Below are 23,372 nucleotides of genomic sequence, written 5' to 3'. Positions count from 1 at the left end.
CGGGTTCGGTCAGGTTTCCGGCATTGCTACAGACTGGGGCCTTGCACCAGCTTGCTGCCATCGGCGAACCGTGACAGCCGGAAACGAGTCAGTTCATGGCCGGCATCCTGCCCTGTCGCGAGCCGGGCCGCAATGCGCCCCATGCCCGGACCAATGCCAAAGCCGTGACCGGACATGCCAGTGCAAATGGTAACGCCCGGTAAAGCGGCACAGTGATCCACCACCGGCACAACATCAGGCATTGTGTCAATCATCCCGGCCCATGCAGTGGCGATTTCAACCGTCCCAAGGCTTGGAAAAGTGGCGCAAAAATCGCGGGCAAGCCGGGCGACACGGGCGTTGTTCGGGGTGGGATTCAGCACGCGCATCCGTTCAAACGGGCTGATCTGATCCCCCGACCAGCGGCGCGATGTCAGCCAGCCATCAGGATAGCCGCGCGGCGCGGCGGGCAAATAGCGCGTGCCCAAAGGATCGCCCATCAGCTGCGGCAGATATTTCGGCAGGGCGCGGAAGGCGTCGGGGCCGATGAACAACTCATGAAATCCTGACGGGGCAAGGGTATAGCCCCCGTCCTCACGTCTGCGCCACGCCAGTCTGCGGTCAACGGCTCCGCCAGAATGCACCTCTGGCAAAGGCGCGGTACGCGCCACGGTCGCCCGGACAGACAATTGCGGCAGCCACACACCATGCCTGCGCAACAGCAGTGACGACCACGCCCCGCCCGCTAGCACAACCGCCTGCGCCTTGATAATCCCCTTTTCAGTGACAACGCCAATGACACGCCCGCCTTCCATATCCAGCAAACGAACCGCGCAATCCTCGATGATTGTGGCCCCGGCGCGGGCGGCGGCAGCGGCACAGGCGGGCACGGTCACCCAAGGCTCTGCCCGCATATCACTGGGCGTATAAAGCGCGCCTTTCCACCGATACGCAGCAGCGGGCATGAGCGCGGCCACATCCGCCGAAGACAGCATACGGCTGCTCACGCCAAAGGGGGCCGCCTGCCCCAGCCAGTCCTGATAGCGCGCCAGATCAGCATTGCTTTGTGCCAGATACAGCGTCCCGGTCTGGCGCAGCCCGATATCCCCCGCCTCTGCGGCGATCCGGGGCCACATGTCTTGGGCTTCCAGCATGATCGGCAATTCAGCCATGTCGCGGCCCTGCGCGCGGATCCAGCCCCAATTGCGCGAGGACTGCTCACCCGCGATGCGGCCTTTTTCCAGCAGCACAACCGGGATACCCGCGCGGGCCAGTTCCCACGCGGTCATCACACCGATGATACCACCGCCGATCACCACCACCTCGGTTTTATCGGGCAGAGCCCCATTAAATGCGGCGGGCTGCGCCGCGCTGATCGGGAACGTCATGCGGCCAGCAAATCCACAAGACGCTTGATAAACAGCTCCCCCTGTCGGAACTGATCGACCGTAATGAATTCATTCGGCTGATGGGCCTGCGCAATATCACCGGGGCCACAGATTACAGCGGAATAGCCGCGTTCCTGAAACTGCCCGGCCTCCGTGCCATAGCTGACCACATCCGTGCCATTATCGCCGGTGATCTGACGGACCAGCGCCTCTGCCTTGCCGTCGACCTCCGGGCGCAGACCGGGCACACTGAAATATTGGGTCGCCGTGATACCCGCCTCTGGGCGGACCACTTTCATTTCGGCCTCAATCTCGGCCAGCTTGGCGGTAAAACGGACCTGCCATTCTGCAATATCTTCACCCGGCACAATCCGGAAATCGAACCCAAAATGGCAATCCTTTGCGGTGATATTATGGGCGGTGCCACCATGTATCGTGCCGACATGCAGCGTCGTATACGGGGGAAAAAATTCAGCCGCGACGGGCCCCGGCGTCATGGCCGCGTTTTCGGCGTTCACCTCATTGGCCCAGTTAATCAGCTTGGCCGCCATCATGATCGCGCTGACACCCGTGGGGGCAAGCGAGGAATGCACCTCGAACCCACGAAAATGCACCTTATAGCCAATCCCGCCTTTATGGCCGGTCACGATCTTCATCATCGACGGCTCGCCCACCACAACCGTATCGGCGCGGGGCAGCCCGTGGCTGACCATGTGATCAATCATCGGCGGGGCACCGATGCAGCCGACTTCCTCATCATAGCTCAGCGCGATCTGCAACGGGCGTTTAAGGCCCCGCTCCAGCGCCAGCGGCACGGCGGACAAGGCCAGCGCATCAAACCCTTTCATGTCGCAGGTACCGCGACCAAACAGCTTGCCGTTCTTTTCGGTCACTACAAACGGGTCCGTATCCCAAGCCTGCCCATCCACAGGCACAACATCCGTATGACCGGACAGCACAACACCGCCATCAACCTCAGGTCCGATATGGGCATATAGGGCCGCCTTTGTGCCTTCCTCATTTGGCACGCGAACCGTACGAGCGCCAAAGCCCGACAGGTATTCTTCTGCAAAATCAATAAGATCAAGGTTGCTGTCGCGGCTGACTGTCGGAAAGGCCACCAGCCGGTCCATCAGGTCTCTTGCATTCAATGTCATTCAATGTCCTTCGTGATTTGCCGCAAAATTCGCCTTCGCTTCAGACAACTGCGCAATGCTGCGGCATCTGCATAGTGGCGCGGCATTCGTGACCGGGCAAACAGGAATCGGCTTGCGGGTTCGGATTTTAATGCTACCGTCCGGGCAAATGCCGCAAAAATGCGCAAAGCAGCGGCTAAAAAACAAAAAACGAACCACCTGGGAGGTTCCATATGCCCGATGGGGCGCTGCCCGTCCTGGATGTCCGGGACCTCAAAACTGTTTTCAAGACGCGCGCCGGGGAAGTGCACGCCGTGAACGATGTCAGCTTTTCGCTGAAGCCTGGTGAATTGTTGGGCGTCGTTGGCGAAAGTGGCTCCGGCAAATCCGTCACCATGATGTCGCTTCTGGGGCTGCTGCCCTCGCCACCTGCTGACGTGCGCGGCGGGACCGTCGCCTTTGACGGCAAGGACCTGCTCAAGGTAGACCGCGAAACCCTGCGCTCTGTGCGCGGCGGCAAGATCGGCTTTGTCTTTCAGGACCCGATGACCTCGCTCAACCCGGTGTTCACTGTGGGGCAGCAGATTGCCGAACCCCTGCGCAAGCATATGGGGATGAACAAAAAACAAGCGGCTGCGCGGTCGCAGGAACTGCTGGAATTGGTCGGCATCCCCGACGCAAAGCGACGGCTGGCCGACTACCCGCACCAGTTTTCCGGCGGCATGCGGCAACGGGTGATGATTGCCATCGCGCTCGCCTGTGATCCGCAAGTGCTGATCGCCGATGAACCCACCACCGCGCTCGATGTGACGATCCAGGCGCAGATCCTTGAACTGATGAAAGAGCTGCGCAGCAAGCTGGGCATGGCCGTCATCTGGATCACCCATGATCTGGGCGTGATCGCTGGGATCGCGGACCGGGTCATCGTCATGTACGGTGGACAAATCGCCGAGCACGCGCCGGTACGCGAGCTTTTCGGCAATCCACAGCATCCCTACACCCGCGCGCTGCTCAAAACGATCCCCACCATCCACGGCGAACGGGCCGCACGGCTGACGGTGATCGAAGGGCAGCCGCCCCTGATGGTCGGCCCACCCGTCGCCTGTCCGTTCCGGGACCGTTGCGATGTGGCGTTCGAGCGCTGCACCCGCGAAAACCCGCCCCGCTATGACGTGGGGCCGGGCCATGATGCCGCCTGTTTTTACGATGCCAATACCGGGGCGCCCCGCGATGCTTGACGATCCCAAAGAACCGCTGGTCAGCGTCCGCGACCTCAAAATGCACTTTCCCATCTACAAAGGTCTGTTCCGCCGGCGCGCGGGCGAGGTGAAAGCCGTCGATGGCGTCAGCTTTGACGTGATGGAAGGCGAAACACTGGGGCTCGTCGGGGAATCCGGCTGCGGCAAATCCACCTGCGGCCGGGCCGTGCTGCGGCTATATGACATCACATCCGGCGCGATCAGCATCGACGGCAAGGAAATCGGCAATACGGCGCAGTCCAAGCTGCGCACAATGCGGCCCACCATGCAGATGGTGTTTCAAGACCCGCAAGCCTCGCTTAATCCGCGCATGACGGTCGAGGCGATCATCAAAGAACCGCTCGACGAACACACGAAACTGTCCGAAAAAGAAAAGCGCGACAAAGTGGGCGAGCTGATGGACGCGGTCGGGCTGAACCGGAAATTCGCCAAACGGTACCCGCACGCCTTTTCGGGCGGTCAGCGACAGCGGATCGGGATCGCACGGGCGCTGGCGCTGAATCCCAAATTTATCGTCTGCGACGAACCGATTGCGGCATTGGACGTGTCCATTCAGGCGCAGGTGGTCAACCTGCTGGAAGACCTGCAAGAACAATTCGGGCTGACCTATCTGTTCATCAGTCACGACCTGTCGATGGTGCGGCACATCGCAACGCGCGTCGCAGTCATGTATCTTGGCAAAATCGTCGAACTGGCCCCGCGCGAGGCGCTCTATGCGGACCCGCTGCACCCCTACACACAAGCACTGCTGTCCGCCGTGCCGGAACCGGACCCAAGCCTTGCAAGCCGGACAGAGCGGATCATCCTCAAAGGCGACGTGCCCTCCCCTTCAAACCCGCCCGAAGGCTGCAATTTCTGCACCCGCTGCCCGGCGGTCATGGATATCTGCAAGCGGATCGAACCAGACTACCGCGAGGTGAAGCCGGGCCATTTCACGGCCTGCCACCTGTATAACGACCCAAATGACACTGCCGAATTCACGGCAGGTCACGAGGCAAAAAAGAGCACCAACAAGGAGAGAGTAACATGAACATCAAAACAGCCCTACTGGGCGCTGTTGCGACTGCTTCACTTGCGCCAATGGCTTTTGCCGACGCGCATGAAGGCGAGCGGGGACGCGACGGCGAAGTCAAAATCATCTATTGGCAAGCCCCATCAATCATGAACCCCTATCTGTCCGGCGGGACCAAGGATATCGAGGCGGCCAGCCTCGTGCTTGAACCGCTGGCCCGCTATGACGAAAACGGAACAATGGTGCCATTCCTGGCCACCGAAATCCCCACCGTCGAAAATGGCGGCGTGTCCGAGGATCTGCAATCCATCACATGGACCATCGACCCTGATGTGACATGGTCTGATGGCACTGCCGTGACCGCCCGTGACGTTCAATTCACCTTTGAATACTGCACCGCCGAAGGCGGCGGCTGTGCGCAGGGCGCCAAGTTCGGCAACGTCGAAAGCGTCGAAATCATTGACGACAAGACGGTCAAGGTTAATTTTGACGGTCCGGCTCCGAACCCCTATCAGGCATTCGTCGGTCAGGAATCGCCGATCATTCAGGCCGCACAATTTGCCGAATGCCTTGGCCCGCGCGCACCTGAATGTACTGACGCGAACTTCCAGCCGATTGGCACAGGACCGTTCGTTGTCACCGATTTCCGCGTGAACGACGTGATTCAGTTTGCGGCGAATGAAAGCTACCGCGTTCCGAACAAACCCGCCTTTGCCACGGTGACGCTAAAAGGTGGCGGTGACGCAACCGCAGCCGGTCGCGCCGTGCTGGAAACCGGCGAATTCGATTACGCCTGGAACCTGCAACTGGCCCCCGATGTGATCGCATCCATGGCCGAAGCAGGTCAGGGTACGCCCGTATCGGCCTTCGGGACATTGGTCGAACGGATCGAAATGAACCTGACCAACCCGTCGCCCGATGTGCCCGAAGGTGAACGGTCAACCGTCGCCGCGCCGCACCCATTCCTGTCTGATCCCGCCGTGCGCGAAGCGCTGTCCATCGCGATCGACCGTGATCTGCTGGTGGAAATCGGCTACGGTCAGGCCGGTCGGCCCACCTGTAACCTTGTCCCTGCGCCTGTGCTTTATGCCTCTGACAACACCGCGTGTCTGACGCAAGACATCGACCGGGCCAATGCGCTGCTTGATGAAGCGGGTTACATGGACACCGATGGTGACGGCGTGCGTGAAACGCCCGATGGTTTGCCGCTGTCGATCCTCTACCAGACCTCGACCAACGCCGTACGTCAGGATTTCCAAGCCCTGATCAAGGAATGGTGGACCGAAATCGGCGTGGAAACCGAGCTGCGCAACATCGACGGGTCGGTCTTCTTTGGCGGTGACCCAGGCTCGCCCGACACGTTCCAGCGCTTCTATGCGGATGTGGAGATGTATGCCAACAACTTCCCCGGCACGGATCCGCAGGCCTATCTTGGCGCCTATCTCTGCGACAACATCCCAAGTCCGGACACACAGTGGCAGGGCGAAAACATCAACCGGTTCTGTGATCCGGAATATGATGCGCTTTGGGCTGAAATGGCAGCGACGGCCGATCTGGATGAACGTGGCCGTATCGGCAAACAGCTGAACGACATGGTCACCAAAGACAGCAACGTGATCGTGCCATTGGTTGATCGTGGCCGGGTCTCTGCCCACTCCAACACGCTGGGCGGCGTGATCCTGAACACATGGGATTCCGAGCTTTGGAATGTCGCCGACTGGTATCGGATCGGCGATAACCGCTAAGTGTACCGCAGCCCCGGACCACGATCCGGGGCCTCGCGGACAACCAAGAGGTCCCGGGTCAGGCCCGGGACTGCCTCCCTCTTTTTCTCCAAGCTATCAACTAAGGCGCCGCCGCAATGCTGACCTACACGCTTCGCAGATTGCTTATGTCGATCCCGACGCTTTTGTTCATCGCTTTTGTGATCTTCATGCTGCTCGAACTCGCCCCCGGCGATCCGATGGCCAGCATGCCGCTCACCATCCCACCCGAGGTTAAACAACAAATGCGCGAGGCGCTGGGACTGGGTCAGCCGTGGTACGTGCGCTTTCCGCTTTGGCTGAACCAGTTCTTCATCGTTGAACCGCAATACTGGTTTGATAATACTTTCGGCACCAACTTTGCTGATGGCGCACAGCGGATCATCAGCTTTCAGTCGCGCGCACCGGTGTTCGACGTGATCGCCGAACGGATTCCCCAGACGCTATGGGTGGTGGGCATGTCCTATGTGGTCGGCGTGCTAATCGCGCTGCCCATCGGGATCATCTCGGCCTACAAACAATATTCCGTCTTCGACCAGTCGGGGACCTTTATCACCATGATTGGCTTCTCGATCCCGCCGTTCTTTACCGGGCCGCTGCTGATCGTGATCTTCGCGGTCCAGCTCGACTGGCTGCCCTCAATCTATGACACAACGCATCAGGTGGTGGACTGGGAAACCTTCAAATTCCAGATGTGGCAGATGGTCCTGCCGGTGATGGTGCTGGCCCTGCAAACCACGGCCCAGATCGCACGTTACATGCGCGCCTCCATGCTGGATAATCTGGGGCAGGACTACGTGCGCACAGCGCGGGCCAAGGGGCTAACGGAAAGCGTCGTGGTCATGAAACACGTGCTGCGCAATTCGATGATCCCAGTGATCACCGTGATCGCCCTGGGTATTCCGTCGATCTTTGGCGGGGCGATCATCACCGAACAGGTGTTCAAGGTGAACGGGCTGGGCCAGCTTTTGATCCTTGCCCTGCAGGGGTCCGACATTCCGATGGTGATGACCATCACCTTCCTTCTGGCCGTATTGATCGTGCTGATGAACCTGATCGCCGATGTGCTCTACGGCGTCTTTGATCCGAGGATCCGCTATGACTAAGCGTGCCCCGCAAGCCTCTGCCGACAATCTTCTGCCCGCAGGCGACCCGGTCGCCCCGGCCCCAGCACCTGCCCGCAATCAGTGGTGGGATGTCTGGGACCAGTTCAAAACCCACAAAGGCGCGCTGATCGGCTTGGGCTTTTTGATCTTCATCACGCTTTTCGTGTTGATCGGGCCACTGCTCTGGGATGTGGACCCGACCAAGACCGATATCCGCAACAAGGATTACCGGCCAATCTACACCGCCCTCTGGGACAGCAGCGCCAAGACTGGCTGGCACAAACCGCTGGGCTCCGACAATCTGGGCCGCGACATCTTGGCCAACATGATGCAAGGCGGGCGGATCAGCCTTGCCGTCGGCTGGACCGCGATGATCTTGGCTGTCTTCCTTGGCACGCTGATCGGGGTCATGGCGGGCTATTTCCGCAGGCTCGACGGGCTTCTGATGCGCTTCACCGATCTGGTGCTGGCGCTGCCCCTTCTGCCACTCTTGCTGGTGATGATGCTGCTCTTCCGCGACCCGCTGCGGGCGGCATTCGGGCCGGAAAACGGGATCTTCATCCTGATCGTGATCGGCATCGGCATCACCAGCTGGATGCAAACCGCACGGATTGTACGCGGTGACGTCATGGCGCTGAAAGAGCGGGAATTCGTCCTCGCCGCACGCTCCATCGGAACACCGGCGCGGCGGATGATCACCCGGCACCTGCTGCCCAATGTGCTCTCCCCGATCATGGTTTCCGCCACGCTGGGGCTGGCCACAGCCATCATCACCGAAAGCGCGCTGTCCTTCCTCGGGCTCGGCTTCCCGCCCGATTTCGCCACCTGGGGCAAGATCCTGAACGACAGCGTACCGCGCATGGTGCAATTCCCCGAACGGGTCATCCTGCCCGGGCTCGCCATCTCGCTGACGGTGCTATCGGTCAACTACATCGGCGACGGGCTGCGGGACGCGCTCGACCCCCGGATCAGAGGGCACTGACGACCCGCGCAATTGTGATAAGTGAAAGGCCACCACAAACCGCATTCCCTGCTATGGTTAACGCGCGTCACGTCACATCAACGAATGGAGCCGCCGATGACCCGCATGACCGCCAAGGACTTCGATCAGGAACTGCTCGACCTCTACGACTACTACGCCCATGGGAAAATCTCGAAACGGGAATTTCTGGACCGGGCGGGGAAGTTCGCCATCGGCGGGGTCACCGCCGCCGCACTGCTCAGCATGCTCAGCCCCGATTACGCACTGGCCGAGCAGGTCTCCTTCAACGACCCCGACATCACGCCCGAATACATCACCTACCCCTCCCCCAACGGGCATGGAGAGGTGCGGGGCTATCTGGTCAAACCCGCCAACGCCACCGGCCCCCTGCCCGCCGTGCTGGTCGTGCATGAAAACCGGGGACTGAACCCCTATATCGAAGACGTGGCGCGGCGGGTGGCCAAGGCAGGCTTCATGGCGCTGGCACCGGACGGGCTGACCTCGGTCGGCGGCTATCCGGGGAATGACGCGGAAGGGCGAGACCTGCAACGCAGCGTCGACAGCACCAAACTGATGAATGACTTCTTCGCAGGCTTCGAACACCTGATGACGCGCGCGGACAGCACCGGCAAGGTTGGGGCGGTCGGCTTCTGCTATGGCGGCGGGGTCTGCAACGCGCTGGCCGTGGCCTATCCCGAAATGGGGGCGTCAGTGCCCTTCTACGGGCGGCAGGCAGCGGCAGAAGACGTCCCGAAAATCCAGGCCCCCCTCCTGCTGCAATATGCGGAACTGGACGAGCGCATCAACGCCGGCTGGCCCGCCTACGAGGCCGCGCTACAGGCCCATGACAAGACCTACGAGGCGCATATCTACGAAGGGGTCAACCACGGCTTCCACAACGACAGCACCCCCCGCTATGACGAGGCCGCGGCCGAGCTGGCCTGGACCCGCACCATCGACTGGTTCAACACACATCTGACATGATGGCAAAGGATGGGTGACATCACCCATCCGTCACGCCGTGTGGGAGGCGGGGAACAATTATGAGGGACAGAATTTAAGCGAAGCCAATCCCCCGATGGGTGTCGTATTTTGACATCTTTAGCGGAAAGACACTCCCTCGCTAAAGCGGTACAGGTCCAGACATCTGCCGATATCTACTTCGGACCAGCAGAACAAACCTTGAAACCGAGAGAGGAGATCAAAAGGAAAAACCATGACCAGGCCGCGCGCGCACCATCAAACCGAAAACGCATAAACTCAAGTAAAGGATGAGCCAGAGCCACCAATCCGAAAATGCACAGCTGTCCCAAACTATCTTACGACGAAAACTCTTGCGTGTTCATCAACCCGCTTTTTATTTTTTCTATAAACTCATTCATTTTTAATCCTATCGCTTGGCGTTATTATACTCATGTAACCACACACACTTCAGCAGGATCGCCGCCTGTGGTGTAGAAGTCGCCCGCGACCAGCCCACCAGCAATAGCGGCTGCGTTGTTAGCGTAAGTAGAAAGCGTTGCCGCCACCCCGCCTTTAATCAGCACGTCACCGCCAACGGTCAGCGGGACCGCCTTGATTTCGACCTCATCAATCATGCAAGCGCCCGGTGCAACGCCGCCAACTTGGAGTGTGATAAACAAGACCTCAGTTTCCGCAACAAGTGTTGTCTCGTAGCGCGTCCAAGACGCATTGTTGAGCGCAACAAACGTGCCGCCGGTGTAGTACCCATCAGCAAAGGTTGCCTTGCTGAGAAACAGCCTAGACGGGGCTGTCCCGTTCTTAAAGAAGATCGAAACGTTGTACTTCTTGCCTGTATCCACAGCAAGCCGCTGCCTACAATACCCTTGCGGGGCACCTATGCGCGTAATCTCAAGCGCATTACCTACCTGCCCGCCCGCGACAATCTCAAGCATTGTGGAACCGTTTACGTTGTCCCAGCCATCGGTTGATTCACAGTCGCCATCAATAACTATATTCTGGCCATCAGACAACAACAGCGCAGATTCGTTAATTCCGGTGATTGTCCCGGTGCCCGCCTCCAACGCAGCCGTTCCTAGCGTTTGTATTTCGCCGATTATGTTTATTTCGCCCCTGGCCAGTAAATGCCCAAAACCATCCGTCTCAGAACGTGGGTTCAGCAATTCAAGAGATCCGCCAGCGTTTGCGCGGAATGAATATTGCCTTGCATCAGTGAACTCAGCATCAATAAGGCGGATGTGGTGGCTATCTAAGGCATATGCTCCGGCCAGCGGGTTAGTCCCGCGCGCGTTGTAAACAGTGTTGCTTGACGTGCCCACGCCGTTGCCCAGAATGCAATAGCTATAGCATTCATTGATGGGGCCAAGGCAGTGAAGCGTGTTGTTCTCGCACGCAAAGCCAGACAGGGCATAGAACTCCCAGCCGTTAATTAGACCAAAAGACCCATCAATTGAAATGACATTGCCTGTGCAGTCCGCCGTTGCCGCCTCAAGACGCCCCGCATTTTGTTGGTATTGCGTGCGATCCGTTACAACAGGCGCGGTATGCTCAAAGTTCACTGAACGCAGAAAGTGTACTCGGTTGTCATTGGCAGCCGAATAGTTCTCAGACTTTAGCAAGCCCTGACCATACTTAAAGCACCGCTCGACCTTAACCGCTGCATATTCGCAATTGGATGATTTCAGCACCCACCCCGCACCGCCGAGGATCGTGCGGAACACACCGTGACAGATTGCGCCATCGTCATTTTCCAGCAAGGCTGCGTGCACATCTGACACATCGCCCGGGTCGGTGGGGTCCCAAAAACCGGGGCGACGTCCAGTGCCCTTACAAAGGATCAGCGCATCGCCCCGGTTTTTGCCCCCGATGCGTGGCGGCTCGTCTCCAATGGTAGGATATGCCGCGTACCCTGCATTATAGCGGTTGATCGAAATAAGGCCCTCTTGCGCCTCGCCGCCGTTGTTGGCAGCGCACCAATCAACCCCAACATCAATGCAAAGGTTCTGCCAATTGAAGTTGTCAGCGGCAAAGAACAATGACCCTTTCCAGATTGACCCATTCACCAAAGCTGTTGGGGTGTTTTCATCATTAACCTCACCCATCTTTTCGAAGATCAGGGTAATGTTGTCATGCGTCATTACAGGCGGTTCATCGAAGTAGCCTTCACCTTCTGGGGGGCGGTATGGGCTGTCATATTCGCCAATAGAGAAATATATTTCACCGCCGCCGCGCGCACCTACCCAGTCAAAGCAACGTTCAACTGAGTCAGCGTCTGTGCCGCCAAAGTGTTGCGGCCGGGGCGTGCCGTAAGGCACAATGCCATTTACGCCCTGAAAGTTGCGTGCGCTCAGCGCGCCGGTCGCCGTGCTGTCAACAAGATAGGCGACACCGGCAAGTGTACCGATTGTGCCATCTGGCAGGGCTGCAAGCTGGGTTGCCCCATACGCTGTATCCGGGAATGGTTCAATGCCGCGCGAAACCGCATCGTATGAAAGCGCCGTGAAAACCAACTCATCGGCAGATGTGCGCACCGTGATCGAAAATGGACCATCCGTAAATATTTCAGCCGCGCTTGACCCGCTGGCCGGGTAGCCTGAAATCGTGCGAATGGGCTGCGCCGCAGGTGACGACAAGTTCGCGTCAAAAAATACGGCCTTCGGATTACTTTCCGGGTCTTGCCCGTAATCACCGATGTATATTTTGCCGTTTTCAAGCGGCGCGCCATCAAGGCCCGCGAAAAACGAAAGTGGATTTAATACTCTATTCGCCATTTTCTTTGCCTTCCAATCCGTTGTTTGTCACTGTAATAGCCACACCTTTCATGGGGTTCGGCTGTGAAATTTTGTCTGTCGTCATATAAAGCTGGGTGTCAGAGCGGCTTGAATATTTGAATCTCTGGCCCGATTGTGTATTTGATTATGCCGCCTGTTTTTAATGTTGCAAGCGACGTTGTGGATTGTCCGCAGAGTGTGAGTTCGAGTGGGTCAGAATTTCGGCAGTACTGCCAATCTCTGCAAGGCACGCTGCGACCGCAGCATCTTGAACGGTAGGTTTTGGCCAATAATACCCAATTTTTGCAACCGACATCGCATAGAGATCACAACATATCCCCCGTGCGAACCACGGATGCCCTTGCCCGACACCAATCCGACCAAAATCCCCTCATATCCCCCACTACACACCGACCTGCCACCGGGGCGGCCCGGGGGCCACACCGCGTGTTAACCCGCCTGCCCCAGTGTCTTTCCTAACAAAACGCTGCGGCATAGCCCGTTGGGGTCCGACGCAAGTCCGACAACAGTCCGACCGGAAAAGCACCACCAAGGCACTGAAAGAACACTCTTTTCAGAACCCGCGTGCAAAACAAGAAAAAACCGCCCGCGCGGCGGCGCGGGCGGTGGGGTCAGACCTTGTTAGGAGCCGCTCAGTCGATCTTGGGCAGCAGCGCGTCCAGCGACGCCTTCGCATCCCCATAGAACATCCGTGTATTTTCCTTGAAAAACAACGGGTTCTCGATGCCCGAATAGCCCGTCCCCTGCCCGCGTTTGGACACGAAAACCTGCTTGGCCTTCCAGCATTCCAGCACCGGCATCCCCGCAATCGGGCTGTTCGGATCATCCTGCGCGGCAGGGTTCACGATATCATTGGACCCAATGACAATGGCGACATCCGTATCCGGAAAATCTTCATTGATTTCATCCATTTCCATCACAATATCATAAGGCACCTTCGCCTCTGCCAGCAGCACATTCATATGCCCCGGCAGTCGCCCCGCAACCGGATGGATCGCGAATCGCACGGTCTTGCCCTTCGCCCGCAACTTGCGCGTCAGCTCCGCCACAGCCGATTGCGCCTGCGCCACAGCCATCCCGTATCCGGGGATAATAATAACGCTATCCGCCTCATTCAGCGCCGTCGCGACACCATCAGCATCAATCGCCACCTGCTCACCTTCCACGGCCATCTGTTCACCCGCCGGGCCGATTTTCTCTTTCCTTCCCCCTCAACACCCCTTCCACATCCCCCGTTGTCTCCACCCCTGTCTCTGCATATTTATCAGGGATCATAGTGAAGGACCTGCCGATGCCCGCTCCGAACCAAGCTGCTCTTGATTTTCTGCTCACCCGCCGGTCGCGCCCGGCCAAGACCCTTGCGGCGCCGGTGCCCGACCGGGCCACGTTGGAAATCCTATTAACGGCAGCAGCGAGAACCCCGGATCATGGCAAGCTGGAACCCTGGCGCTTCGTCGTATTGGCAAAACCGGCCCTGACCCGACTGGCCACCCTCGTGGCCGCGCGGGGCGCGGCATTGGACATCGCCCCGGACAAGATCACAAAATCGCAGGCTGAATATGCCAATGCCGATCTGGCCGTCGCAGTGATCAGCAGTCCGAAACCATCCGAGAAAATCCCCGAAATCGAACAGGTCTACTCCGCAGGCGCGGTCTGTCTTGCGCTGCTGAACGCAGCCCTCGCCGCAGGCTGGGGGGCGAACTGGCTGTCCGGCTGGCCCAGTCATGACCGGGGGTTTATCCGTGACGGGCTGGGGCTGGCAGACCATGAAACCGTCGCCGGGCTGATCCATCTAGGCACCGAAACCTGCGCCCCGCCCGAACGCCCCCGCCCCGATCTGGCCAGCATCACCACCTGGATCGACACATGATCCTGTCCGATTTCGCCAAGGCGCTGGCACAACTGCCCGACCCGCGCTTCCGCTCCGTGCTTTGGCGCGGGATCGGGCTGACCATTGCGCTGCTGGTCGGCGTCTATGCAGCCCTACTGTGGCTGATTGATTGGCTCACCGCCGATCAGATCAGCCTGCCCGGCGTGGGCGAGGTCACATGGATCGGCGATCTGCTCAGTTGGGGGTCACTTGGGTTGATGATCCTGCTGTCGGTCTTTCTGATGATCCCTGTCGCCTCTGCCATCACATCGCTCTTTCTGGATGAGGTCGCAGACGCGGTTGAGGACAAGCATTATCCCGCCCTGCCCCCTGTCCCGTCGACCAGCTTCGCAGATGGGTTCCGCGACACCGTGAACTTTCTTGGCGTTCTGATGGGGGCCAATATCGCGGCGCTGATCCTCTATCTGATCTTCCCCTTCGCCGCGCCGTTTATATTCTACGGGCTGAACGGCTATCTGCTCGGGCGGGAATATTTTCAACTGGCCGCATCAAGGCGCGAAGGGCGCGCAGGCGCGCGTGCACGCTGGAAACAGCATAAAGGCACGGTCTGGGCGGCGGGCTGCCTCATGGCGCTGCCGCTGTCCTTTCCATTGCTCAATCTGTTCATTCCAATTCTGGGGGCGGCAACATTTACCCACCTATATCATCGGCTCAGCGCGCGAGGGTAATCCCCCGAAACCGCTTATGGTCAGTCCGCGCTCACCTCTGGCGTTGCCATCCGGTGAAACCAGTCAAGGTCGCGCACCGACAACATCCCTGACAGGATCACCCCGGCAATCACTACCCAGATCGGGACAGCCCATAGTGTCGTGATCTTGGCTTTTTTCCTGAGGTTGAAATCAGCCGGGGCCGACGCATGTGTGCCCGGCACCACCTCCCCCGTGTCGCCTTGGGTCGTCAGGCGCAGCGGCAGAACGATGAAAAACACCATGGACCAGATCACGGCAAGCAGAACGAGAGCGGATACAGGACCCATAAGATTTCCTTTCGATGCGATAGCCCCTACATACGCCTGCCGCCGGGGCTGACAAGTACGCGCGACAATGCGCCCCGTTCACGCGGCATCTGCAAAGGGTGACCTTGCGGCGCTAGACCTGTTCCAACTCGATCAGACAGCCGTTGAAATCCTTGGGATGCAGGAACAGCACCGGTTTGCCATGGGCGCCGATCTTGGGCTCACCGCCGCCCAACACCCGCGCGCCTTCGGCCAGCAGATGGTCACGGGCCGCCAAAATATCATCCACCTCATAGCAGATATGATGAATGCCGCCCGACGGGTTTTTGTCCAGAAATCCCTGAATGGGTGAGGCATCGCCCAAAGGATAAAGCAGTTCGATCTTGGTATTGGGCAGTGTGATGAAGACCACCGTCACCCCGTGATCCGGCTCATCCTGCGGCGCCCCGACATCAGCCCCCAGCATAGTGCGATACTGCGCGCTGGCGGCGTCCAGATCAGGCACGGCAATGGCCACATGGTTTAATCGTCCGATCATCTTTCTCTCCCCTTTTTTTTGGCAGAATGAGCACGCGTGGCCAAAGATGCAACGGCGACAACGATTAAGAAGCTGTTCACCTTGTCGTGCTTTGATCAACAGCAACTGCCACCAACCGGGGATAACTTGCCATGGACTCGCTGAACGAACTAATGATGTCGCGCGCACCGACCGCGCACAGACCCCTGCTAGGGTTAACACTGCTCGTCGTGGAAGATAGCCGTTTTGCCTGCGAGGCGATGCGCCTGCTTTGCATGCGCTCTGGCGCGCGGATCAGACGGGCTGACAGCCTTGAACATGCGCGACGGCATCTAAGTGTCTATCGCCCCTCGGTGATCTTGGTTGATGTGGGGCTGCCTGACGGGTCAGGGCTCGATCTGATTGGCACGTTGACCGGACTATCCCCGCGGATCGAGGTGATCCTTGGTATTAGCGGCGACACGGCGGTAGAGCCTGATGTCATGGCCGCAGGCGCAGACGGCTTTATCGCAAAGCCGATCCAAAACCTTAGCGCATTTCAATCCGCGATCCTGCGCCACCTGCCCGCCGAGCGGCAACCGGCCGGCCCGCGCCCCGTTACCGAAGAAGACATCAGCCCCGACCCGATCGCCTATCAGGATGATCTGGCCCACATCTCGCAGGTGTTGGAAAACAGCGTATCGGGGGACGAGATTGACTATGTCACCCAGTTCCTCGGCGGTGTGGCCCGCTCTGCCCATGATCACGATCTTGATCAGGCGGTCACGCGGCTTGCGAACCGGCGGACGACCGGCGCAAGTATAAAGCCAGAAATGGCTGCGCTATCGGAAATGGTGCAGATGCGGATCGCGGCAGGCGGGCTGCTCTAACACTGGCGGGCTGCTAATCCACCCAGGAAAATCCGGGTGGATATGCATGCAGCCTGTCGAAATCCGCCTTGCCAATATCGGCCCCTTGCTGACGCATGATGGCGAAAGCCATGCACAAGTGAAACCACAGGTTTGGCAGTGCAAAATGCTGCAAATACTCCTGCGCTGACTGATCCAGATCAGCAAATCCGGCACGATGCGCAATGCTCTTGGTCTGCGCATCGGTAAAATCAGCCTCGGTCAGGGACAACAGCGCATCGCGTGCGGCCTCCAGCGCGTGGCGCGGGTCACCTTCCGGCAGGTTAGGGGAGGTCTTGCCTGTCAGGGGAAAGCTCGCGCGCAAGGCAAAACCGGCAACCGTATGAAACTGTGCTGCACAGTCCAGTATGCCCGCCCGCAACTGCGTTGACAACATGGCGGGCGTGGCGTGATCTAACAGCGCCAGCGCCCGATCCAACGCCTGTAGCGCAACGGGGACTGACTGATCATACGTCAGCTTTCGGGCGGCAGGACCCGCAGGCGCAGCTCGCGCAACTGCTCATTCAATGGCTCGCTCGGCGCGTCCATCATCAGATCTTCGGCGCGCTGGTTCATCGGGAACATGATGACTTCGCGGATATTCGCCTCATCTGCCAGCAGCATCACAATCCGGTCGATCCCGGCAGCACAGCCCCCGTGCGGCGGCGCGCCATATTGGAACGCGTTGACCATACCGCCAAAACGCTTTTCGACCTCATCCTTGCCATAACCGGCCAGTTCAAACGCCTTGAACATGATCTCGGGCTTATGGTTCCGGATCGCGCCCGACACCAGCTCATAGCCGTTGCAGGCCAGATCATATTGATAGCCCAGCACATCCAGTGGATCGCCGTTCAGCGCATCCATCCCGCCCTGCGGCATGGAAAACGGGTTATGTTCAAAATCAATCTTGCCGGTTTCTGCGTCCTTTTCATAGATCGGGAAATCCACGATCCATGCAAAGGCAAAACGGTCCTTATCGGTCAGGCCCAGTTCATCACCGATCACAGTACGGGCCTTGCCCGCTACGCCTTCGAATGTCTTGGGCTTACCGCCAAGGAAAAACGCCGCATCACCAAGGCCAAGTCCTAGCTGCTGGCGGATCGCCTCGGTGCGTTCCGGCCCAATATTCTTGGCCAACGGTCCCGCAGCCTCTAACCCCGCACCCTGATCGCGCCAGAAGATATAGCCCATTCCGGGCAAACCCTCTTTCTGCGCGAAGGCGTTCATACGGTCGCAGAATTTGCGCGAACCACCACCGGGCGCCGGAATGGCGCGGATTTCCGTGCCGTCCTGCTCCAAAAGCTTTGCGAAAATCGCAAAGCCGGAATCGCGGAAATGGTCAGAGACCACTTGCATTTTAATCGGGTTCCGCAGGTCAGGCTTGTCGGTGCCATACCACAGGGCCGCATCACGATAAGAAATCTGCGGCCACGCGTCCGGCGCGTCGACCTTGCGGCCACCGGCAAACTCTTCAAACACACCGGCCAGAACAGGGGCAATCGTGTCAAACACATCCTGCTGCTCAACGAACGACATCTCCAGATCGAGCTGATAGAAATCCGTAGGCGAACGATCCGCACGCGGGTCTTCATCGCGGAAACAAGGCGCGATCTGGAAATACTTATCGTATCCGCTAACCATGATCAGCTGCTTGAACTGCTGCGGGGCCTGCGGCAGCGCATAGAACTTTCCCGGATGCAGGCGAGACGGCACGAGGAAATCGCGCGCACCTTCGGGGCTGGACGCCGTGATAATCGGCGTCTGATATTCGCGAAAGGCTTTGTCCCACATGCGCTTGCGCATGGACGCCACAACATCGGACCGCAGCTTCATGTTTTCCTGCATCGCCTCACGGCGCAGATCCAGATAGCGGTATTTCAGGCGAGTTTCCTCAGGATATTCCTGATCGCCAAACACCATCAGCGGCAGTTCTTTGGCAGCGCCCAGCACTTCGATCTCGCGAATGAACACTTCAACCTCGCCGGTCGGCAGCTTGGCGTTCACCAGCTCGGGATCGCGGGCCTTCACCTCGCCATCAATGCGGACACACCATTCCGACCGCACTTTTTCAACGTCAGCAAAGGCGGCCGAGTCCGGATCGCACAGCACCTGCGTGATGCCATAGTGATCGCGCAGGTCGATAAACAGGATGCCCCCGTGATCGCGCACGCGATTGACCCACCCCGACAAACGGACAGTCTGGCCGACGTCAGCGGCGGTCAGTTCGGCACAAGTGTGGCTGCGATAGGCATGCATGTCGGGATCCTTCGTCAAAGACCGGAATAACGGGTTCAGGCGGGGATACACCTGTCTGCGGCGGGGAAGTCAAGCCGCGACTTACCAAACGCGCGGCGCAATAGGGGTGGTCGCCCGCCAAAACAACCGCAAATTGGTCGAGTTTTTGTGACCAGTGCCCGGGGAACGCAAAGCCCAAGCAACGGTTGGTTGGGCAGAGCGGGGCAATCGCCCCAAGGAAAAATAAAGGAGCAAACCATGCGTATTCTCGTCGCCGGCGCGACCGGCAAAACCGGTCGCCGCGTCATCCGCGCACTGCAAGACCGCAATCACAGCCCCGTCGCACTGATCCGCGAAGGGTCCGATACAAGCCATCTGCCTGAAGGCGTGGAAACAAGAACAGGCGACCTGACGGACCTGCCGCAAGACGTCGCCGAAGGGATGCACGCCGTGATCTTCGCGGCCGGTTCGGGTAGCAAGACTGGACCAGAGGTCACCGATCAGGTGGATCGCGACGGCGCGATAAACCTGACAGACTTATCCAAGAAAGCAGGCGTCTCGCGCTTCGTTATGCTGTCCAGCGTCGGCGCAGGCGCGCCCGAAGGCACCGGCGAGATGGAGCATTACCTCAAAGCCAAACATGATGCCGATGAACACCTCAAGGCATCCGGCCTTGATTACGCCATCCTGCGCCCGGTCGCGCTGACCGATGACGACGGGCGAATGCAAGTGCGTCTTGGCGACGACGTGGATACTGACGGCGGGGCCGCCCGCGGCGATGTTGCCAATCTTCTGGCCGACGCGGTGACCAACCCCGAATGGTCAGGGCAAACCAAACTGATGCAATCGCTCTGATCCAAAGGTTCTGACGCCACCCAATGCCCCCGTTCACGCCGCTGAGCGGGGGCTTTCTTATGCGATCACGCTGTCGCGTCACGCAACAGTCGCAAGCATCCCCGCCGCTGGTGAAAAATGCATCTTTATAGGGGTTGAACCCGCCCGCCCCCCGTCTATAACCCACGACAATTTGCGGGTTAGTGGCGAGTCACTGACCCTCTTGCCCCCTGCTGCCCAGCCAAGAGGTCATCCATGCCCAGACGTACCGACATCAAGTCCATCATGATCATCGGCGCCGGGCCCATCATCATCGGGCAAGCCTGCGAATTCGACTATTCCGGCGCCCAGGCCTGCAAGGCCCTGCGCGAAGAAGGCTACCGGGTCATCCTCGTCAACTCCAACCCGGCCACAATCATGACTGATCCGGGACTAGCAGACGCCACTTATATCGAACCAATCACCCCCGAAGTGGTCGCCAAAATCATCGAAAAAGAACGGCCCGATGCGCTGCTGCCCACGATGGGCGGGCAGACCGGGCTGAACACCTCGCTGGCGCTGGCCGACATGGGCGTGCTGGAAAAATTCGGGGTCGAGATGATCGGCGCCAAGCGCGAAGCCATCGAAATGGCCGAAGACCGCAAGCTGTTTCGCGAAGCGATGGACCGGCTGGGCATTGAAAACCCCAAAGCCACAATCGTCACCGCGCCCAAGAATAATGGCAAATCGGACCTGAACGCAGGCGTTGCTATCGCGCTCGAGGCATTGGAAGATATCGGCCTGCCCGCGATCATCCGGCCCGCCTTTACCCTCGGTGGCACCGGCGGTGGTGTGGCCTATAACCGCGCAGAATACGAACATTACTGCCGGACCGGCATGGATGCCTCGCCCGTGGGGCAAATCCTTGTCGATGAATCACTGCTCGGCTGGAAAGAGTTCGAGATGGAAGTCGTCCGGGACAAGGCCGACAACGCGATCATCGTCTGTGCCATTGAAAACGTCGACCCGATGGGCGTGCACACCGGCGACAGTATCACCGTCGCCCCGGCCCTGACCCTGACCGACAAAGAATACCAGATCATGCGCACACACAGCATCAACGTGCTGCGCGAAATCGGCGTCGAAACCGGCGGATCAAACGTACAATGGGCGGTCAACCCGGACGACGGGCGCATGGTCGTGATCGAAATGAACCCCCGCGTCTCCCGTTCCTCGGCGCTGGCCTCCAAGGCGACCGGCTTCCCGATTGCCAAAATCGCGGCCAAACTGGCTGTCGGCTACACGCTGGACGAGCTCGACAATGACATCACCGGCGTGACCCCGGCCAGCTTCGAGCCGACAATTGACTACGTCGTCACCAAAATTCCGCGCTTCGCCTTCGAAAAATTCCCCGGTGCGCAGCCGGAATTGACCACCGCAATGAAATCCGTGGGCGAGGTGATGGCCATCGGTCGCACGATCCACGAATCCCTGCAAAAGGCGCTGACATCAATGGAAACCGGGCTGACCGGGTTCGACGAAATTGATATCCCCGGCGTACAGGCCGGGTCAGGCGCAACCGAACCCTCGGACGCCAACCGCGCCGCCATCACCAAAGCGCTGGCCCGCCAGACCCCAGACCGAATTCGCGTGATCGCGCAGGCGATGCGGCTTGGGCTGTCCAATGATGACATTCAGGTTGTCACAAAATTCGACCCTTGGTTCCTCGACCGGATTCGCGAAATCATCCAGAAAGAGGTCGAAATTTCCATTAACGGCCTGCCAGTCACCGAAGACGGGCTGCGCGCGGTCAAAATGATGGGCTTCACCGATGCAAGGCTGGCCAAGCTGACCGGGCGGGACGAAGACAACGTGCGCCGCGCGCGCCAAAACCTCGGCGTCAATGCCATTTTCAAACGGATTGACACCTGTGCCGCGGAATTCGAGGCGCAGACGCCTTACATGTATTCCACCTATGAACAGCCGGTGATGGGCGATGCGGAATGCGAAGCGCGGCCCTCGGACCGCAAAAAAGTCGTCATCCTCGGCGGTGGTCCCAACCGGATCGGTCAGGGGATCGAATTCGATTATTGCTGCTGCCACGCCTGTTTCGCCCTGACCGATCAGGGGTTTGAAACCATCATGATCAACTGCAACCCCGAAACGGTCAGCACAGATTATGATACCTCCGACCGGCTATACTTCGAACCGCTGACATTCGAACATGTGATGGAAATCCTGCGGGTCGAACAAGATAACGGCACGCTGCACGGGGTTATCGTGCAGTTCGGGGGCCAGACACCGCTGAAACTCGCCAATGCCCTGAACGAAGCAGGCATTCCGATCCTCGGCACGTCCCCCGATGCAATCGACCTCGCCGAAGACCGCGAACGTTTTCAGGACCTCGTGAACCGGCTGGGGCTGAAACAGCCAACCAACGGTATCGCATCAACCGATCAGCAGGCCTTTGACATCGCCGCTAAAATCGGCTTCCCGCTGGTGATCCGCCCCTCCTACGTGCTGGGCGGGCGGGCGATGGAAATCGTGCGCGATCAGGCCCAGCTGGAACGCTATATCAACGAGGCCGTGGTTGTCTCTGGCACATCCCCCGTGCTGCTCGACAGCTACCTTTCCGGCGCGGTCGAGGTGGACGTAGATTGCCTTTCCGACGGCAAGGCCACCCATGTAGCCGGCATCATGCAACACATCGAAGAGGCCGGCGTGCATTCCGGCGACAGCGCTTGCTCCCTGCCGCCCTATTCGCTCTCGGACGCGATGATTACTGAAATCCGCGCGCAGACTGAAAAGCTCGCGCTGGCGCTCAACGTCATCGGCCTGATGAACGTGCAATTCGCGGTCAAAGACGAAACCGTCTACCTGATTGAGGTGAACCCCCGCGCCAGCCGAACCGTCCCCTTTGTGGCCAAGGCGACCGACAGCGCCATCGCATCCATCGCCGCGCGGCTGATGGCAGGGGAACCGTTGTCCAACTTCCCGCTGCGGGACCCCTACCCGCCTGCGGATAACCCGATGGATGTGCTGCCGCTGGGCGACGCCTTCACCCTCGCCGATCCCAAAACCCCGTGGTTCAGCGTGAAAGAGGCCGTTTTGCCCTTCGCCCGCTTCCCCGGCGTTGACACGATCCTCGGACCAGAGATGCGCTCAACCGGTGAGGTCATGGGCTGGGACCGGTCCTTCCCCCGCGCGTTTCTCAAGGCGCAGATGGGCGCAGGTACGATACTCCCCGATGCGGGGACCGTGTTCGTTTCCATTCGGGATGCCGATAAAACGGCGGATATGTTGGATGCTTCCAGAACCCTCCTATCGCTTGGTTTTACAATCGCAGCCACGCGCGGCACCGCCGCATGGCTCAGTGAAAATGATCTTGCTTGCGAAGTGGTTAATAAAGTCTACGAAGGTGGGCTGACCATCGTTGATCGGCTCAAAGACGGGCATATCGCGCTGGTTTTCAACACAACCGAAGGTGCGCAAGCCGTTGAAGACAGCCGCGAAATCCGCGCCGTCGCGCTCTACGACAAAATCCCCTACTTCACCACAGCCGCCGCCGCCCATGCCGCCGTCATGGCGATGCAAACACGGGAAGAGGGCGATGTCGGCGTGCGGGCGTTGCAGGGCTAAACCACACAAAAACCATATTATTATACAATTGTAT

General features: G+C 59.2%; 18 protein-coding genes and 1 pseudogene. 11 read left to right on the top strand and 8 right to left on the bottom strand.

The genetic code is table 11. The annotated features are described in order from the left end of the window. Positions 1-26 precede the first annotated feature (26 nt). Entirely contained in the window at positions 27-1,367 is a 1,341-nt protein-coding gene (locus ACJ5NV_RS06430; protein WP_411642805.1) for an NAD(P)/FAD-dependent oxidoreductase, read from the bottom strand. Further along, positions 1,364-2,524, bottom strand: coding sequence for an acetylornithine deacetylase (gene argE, locus ACJ5NV_RS06425; protein WP_411642804.1), 1,161 nt, complete (start codon positions 2,522-2,524; stop codon positions 1,364-1,366). Before argE ends, ACJ5NV_RS06430 begins: the two co-directional genes overlap by 4 nt. Positions 2,525-2,736: 212 nt before the next feature. Here argE and ACJ5NV_RS06420 point away from each other — a divergent pair, with 212 nt between their 5' ends. From ACJ5NV_RS06420 to yghX, 6 genes are all read left to right on the top strand, one after another. Continuing rightward, the gene (locus tag ACJ5NV_RS06420) at positions 2,737-3,741 is read left to right on the top strand and encodes an ABC transporter ATP-binding protein (RefSeq protein WP_411642803.1); all 1,005 of its coding nucleotides are present in this window, start codon (positions 2,737-2,739) and stop codon (positions 3,739-3,741) included. After that, positions 3,734-4,792 carry an ABC transporter ATP-binding protein gene (locus ACJ5NV_RS06415; protein ID WP_411642802.1) on the top strand — a complete coding sequence of 353 codons (1,059 nt, stop codon included), beginning with the start codon at positions 3,734-3,736 and terminating at the stop codon, positions 4,790-4,792. Before ACJ5NV_RS06420 ends, ACJ5NV_RS06415 begins: the two co-directional genes overlap by 8 nt. Further along, the gene (locus ACJ5NV_RS06410) at positions 4,789-6,519 is read left to right on the top strand and encodes a peptide ABC transporter substrate-binding protein (RefSeq protein WP_411642801.1); all 1,731 of its coding nucleotides are present in this window, start codon (positions 4,789-4,791) and stop codon (positions 6,517-6,519) included. Before ACJ5NV_RS06415 ends, ACJ5NV_RS06410 begins: the two co-directional genes overlap by 4 nt. Positions 6,520-6,635: 116 nt before the next feature. Then, a complete protein-coding gene (locus tag ACJ5NV_RS06405; RefSeq protein WP_411642800.1) occupies positions 6,636-7,643 on the top strand; it encodes an ABC transporter permease in 1,008 nt (335 codons plus the stop codon). Beyond that, on the top strand, positions 7,636-8,625 hold the full coding sequence (locus ACJ5NV_RS06400) for an ABC transporter permease (RefSeq protein ID WP_411642799.1): 990 nt from the start codon (positions 7,636-7,638) through the stop codon (positions 8,623-8,625). The genes ACJ5NV_RS06405 and ACJ5NV_RS06400 overlap by 8 nt, the downstream gene beginning before the upstream one ends. Positions 8,626-8,721: 96 nt before the next feature. After that, positions 8,722-9,609 (top strand): YghX family hydrolase, encoded by an 888-nt coding sequence (gene yghX, locus ACJ5NV_RS06395; protein ID WP_411642798.1) that lies wholly within the window; start codon positions 8,722-8,724, stop codon positions 9,607-9,609. Positions 9,610-10,037: 428 nt separating this feature from the next. Here the strand turns inward: yghX and ACJ5NV_RS06390 are convergent, their stop codons facing one another. Together ACJ5NV_RS06390 and ACJ5NV_RS06385 are read right to left on the bottom strand one after the other, a co-directional pair. After that, positions 10,038-12,377: a hypothetical protein gene (locus ACJ5NV_RS06390; RefSeq protein ID WP_411642797.1), complete on the bottom strand. Its 2,340-nt coding sequence runs from the start codon at positions 12,375-12,377 to the stop codon at positions 10,038-10,040. 653 nt (positions 12,378-13,030) lie between these two features. Next, positions 13,031-13,588, bottom strand: a pseudogene (locus ACJ5NV_RS06385) (NAD(P)(+) transhydrogenase (Re/Si-specific) subunit beta); the annotation flags it as partial. 101 nt (positions 13,589-13,689) lie between these two features. Here ACJ5NV_RS06385 and ACJ5NV_RS06380 point away from each other — a divergent pair. Beyond that, entirely contained in the window at positions 13,690-14,268 is a 579-nt protein-coding gene (locus ACJ5NV_RS06380; RefSeq protein ID WP_411642796.1) for a nitroreductase family protein, read from the top strand. After that, on the top strand, positions 14,265-14,957 hold the full coding sequence (locus tag ACJ5NV_RS06375; RefSeq protein WP_411642795.1) for an EI24 domain-containing protein: 693 nt from the start codon (positions 14,265-14,267) through the stop codon (positions 14,955-14,957). Before ACJ5NV_RS06380 ends, ACJ5NV_RS06375 begins: the two co-directional genes overlap by 4 nt. A 20-nt stretch (positions 14,958-14,977) precedes the next feature. Here the strand turns inward: ACJ5NV_RS06375 and ACJ5NV_RS06370 are convergent, their stop codons facing one another. Both ACJ5NV_RS06370 and mce read right to left on the bottom strand, forming a co-directional pair. Next, positions 14,978-15,265 carry a DUF1467 family protein gene (locus ACJ5NV_RS06370; RefSeq protein ID WP_411642794.1) on the bottom strand — a complete coding sequence of 96 codons (288 nt, stop codon included), beginning with the start codon at positions 15,263-15,265 and terminating at the stop codon, positions 14,978-14,980. A 112-nt stretch (positions 15,266-15,377) separates the two neighbouring features. Next, positions 15,378-15,782 (bottom strand): methylmalonyl-CoA epimerase, encoded by a 405-nt coding sequence (gene mce / locus ACJ5NV_RS06365; RefSeq protein ID WP_411642793.1) that lies wholly within the window; start codon positions 15,780-15,782, stop codon positions 15,378-15,380. A 131-nt stretch (positions 15,783-15,913) separates the two neighbouring features. On the opposite strand from mce, the gene ACJ5NV_RS06360 reads away from it, so the two are divergent. After that, positions 15,914-16,630: a response regulator gene (locus ACJ5NV_RS06360; RefSeq protein WP_411642792.1), complete on the top strand. Its 717-nt coding sequence runs from the start codon at positions 15,914-15,916 to the stop codon at positions 16,628-16,630. Positions 16,631-16,643: 13 nt separating this feature from the next. On the opposite strand, the gene ACJ5NV_RS06355 is transcribed toward ACJ5NV_RS06360, so the two are convergent. Then, a complete protein-coding gene (locus ACJ5NV_RS06355; protein WP_411642833.1) occupies positions 16,644-17,126 on the bottom strand; it encodes a DUF1993 family protein in 483 nt (160 codons plus the stop codon). After that, entirely contained in the window at positions 17,123-18,907 is a 1,785-nt protein-coding gene (gene aspS / locus ACJ5NV_RS06350) for an aspartate--tRNA ligase (protein WP_411642791.1), read from the bottom strand. Before aspS ends, ACJ5NV_RS06355 begins: the two co-directional genes overlap by 4 nt. 237 nt (positions 18,908-19,144) lie before the next feature. On the opposite strand from aspS, the gene ACJ5NV_RS06345 reads away from it, so the two are divergent. Together ACJ5NV_RS06345 and carB are read left to right on the top strand one after the other, a co-directional pair. Continuing rightward, positions 19,145-19,741 carry an SDR family oxidoreductase gene (locus ACJ5NV_RS06345; protein WP_411642790.1) on the top strand — a complete coding sequence of 199 codons (597 nt, stop codon included), beginning with the start codon at positions 19,145-19,147 and terminating at the stop codon, positions 19,739-19,741. Between the two features lie 234 nt (positions 19,742-19,975). Beyond that, positions 19,976-23,338 carry a carbamoyl-phosphate synthase large subunit gene (gene carB, locus ACJ5NV_RS06340; RefSeq protein WP_411642789.1) on the top strand — a complete coding sequence of 1,121 codons (3,363 nt, stop codon included), beginning with the start codon at positions 19,976-19,978 and terminating at the stop codon, positions 23,336-23,338. The last annotated feature ends 34 nt before the right edge of the window (positions 23,339-23,372 follow it).

The organism is Loktanella agnita, from assembly GCF_046640325.1.
In the GTDB taxonomy this organism is placed as follows: domain Bacteria; phylum Pseudomonadota; class Alphaproteobacteria; order Rhodobacterales; family Rhodobacteraceae; genus Yoonia; species Yoonia agnita.
This window is presented reverse-complemented; position numbering and strand designations above follow the sequence as displayed.

Coding starts and splice junctions, on each gene's coding strand:
- mce (WP_411642793.1), bottom strand. CDS start 15,782: ATGATCGGACGATTAAACCATGTGGCCATTGCCGTGCCTGATCTGGAC.
- aspS (WP_411642791.1), bottom strand. CDS start 18,907: ATGCATGCCTATCGCAGCCACACTTGTGCCGAACTGACCGCCGCTGAC.
- ACJ5NV_RS06410 (WP_411642801.1), top strand. CDS start 4,789: ATGAACATCAAAACAGCCCTACTGGGCGCTGTTGCGACTGCTTCACTT.
- ACJ5NV_RS06405 (WP_411642800.1), top strand. CDS start 6,636: ATGCTGACCTACACGCTTCGCAGATTGCTTATGTCGATCCCGACGCTT.
- ACJ5NV_RS06370 (WP_411642794.1), bottom strand. CDS start 15,265: ATGGGTCCTGTATCCGCTCTCGTTCTGCTTGCCGTGATCTGGTCCATG.
- ACJ5NV_RS06400 (WP_411642799.1), top strand. CDS start 7,636: ATGACTAAGCGTGCCCCGCAAGCCTCTGCCGACAATCTTCTGCCCGCA.
- carB (WP_411642789.1), top strand. CDS start 19,976: ATGCCCAGACGTACCGACATCAAGTCCATCATGATCATCGGCGCCGGG.
- ACJ5NV_RS06415 (WP_411642802.1), top strand. CDS start 3,734: ATGCTTGACGATCCCAAAGAACCGCTGGTCAGCGTCCGCGACCTCAAA.
- ACJ5NV_RS06390 (WP_411642797.1), bottom strand. CDS start 12,377: ATGGCGAATAGAGTATTAAATCCACTTTCGTTTTTCGCGGGCCTTGAT.
- argE (WP_411642804.1), bottom strand. CDS start 2,524: ATGACATTGAATGCAAGAGACCTGATGGACCGGCTGGTGGCCTTTCCG.
- ACJ5NV_RS06420 (WP_411642803.1), top strand. CDS start 2,737: ATGCCCGATGGGGCGCTGCCCGTCCTGGATGTCCGGGACCTCAAAACT.
- ACJ5NV_RS06375 (WP_411642795.1), top strand. CDS start 14,265: ATGATCCTGTCCGATTTCGCCAAGGCGCTGGCACAACTGCCCGACCCG.
- ACJ5NV_RS06345 (WP_411642790.1), top strand. CDS start 19,145: ATGCGTATTCTCGTCGCCGGCGCGACCGGCAAAACCGGTCGCCGCGTC.
- ACJ5NV_RS06430 (WP_411642805.1), bottom strand. CDS start 1,367: ATGACGTTCCCGATCAGCGCGGCGCAGCCCGCCGCATTTAATGGGGCT.
- ACJ5NV_RS06380 (WP_411642796.1), top strand. CDS start 13,690: ATGCCCGCTCCGAACCAAGCTGCTCTTGATTTTCTGCTCACCCGCCGG.
- yghX (WP_411642798.1), top strand. CDS start 8,722: ATGACCCGCATGACCGCCAAGGACTTCGATCAGGAACTGCTCGACCTC.
- ACJ5NV_RS06360 (WP_411642792.1), top strand. CDS start 15,914: ATGGACTCGCTGAACGAACTAATGATGTCGCGCGCACCGACCGCGCAC.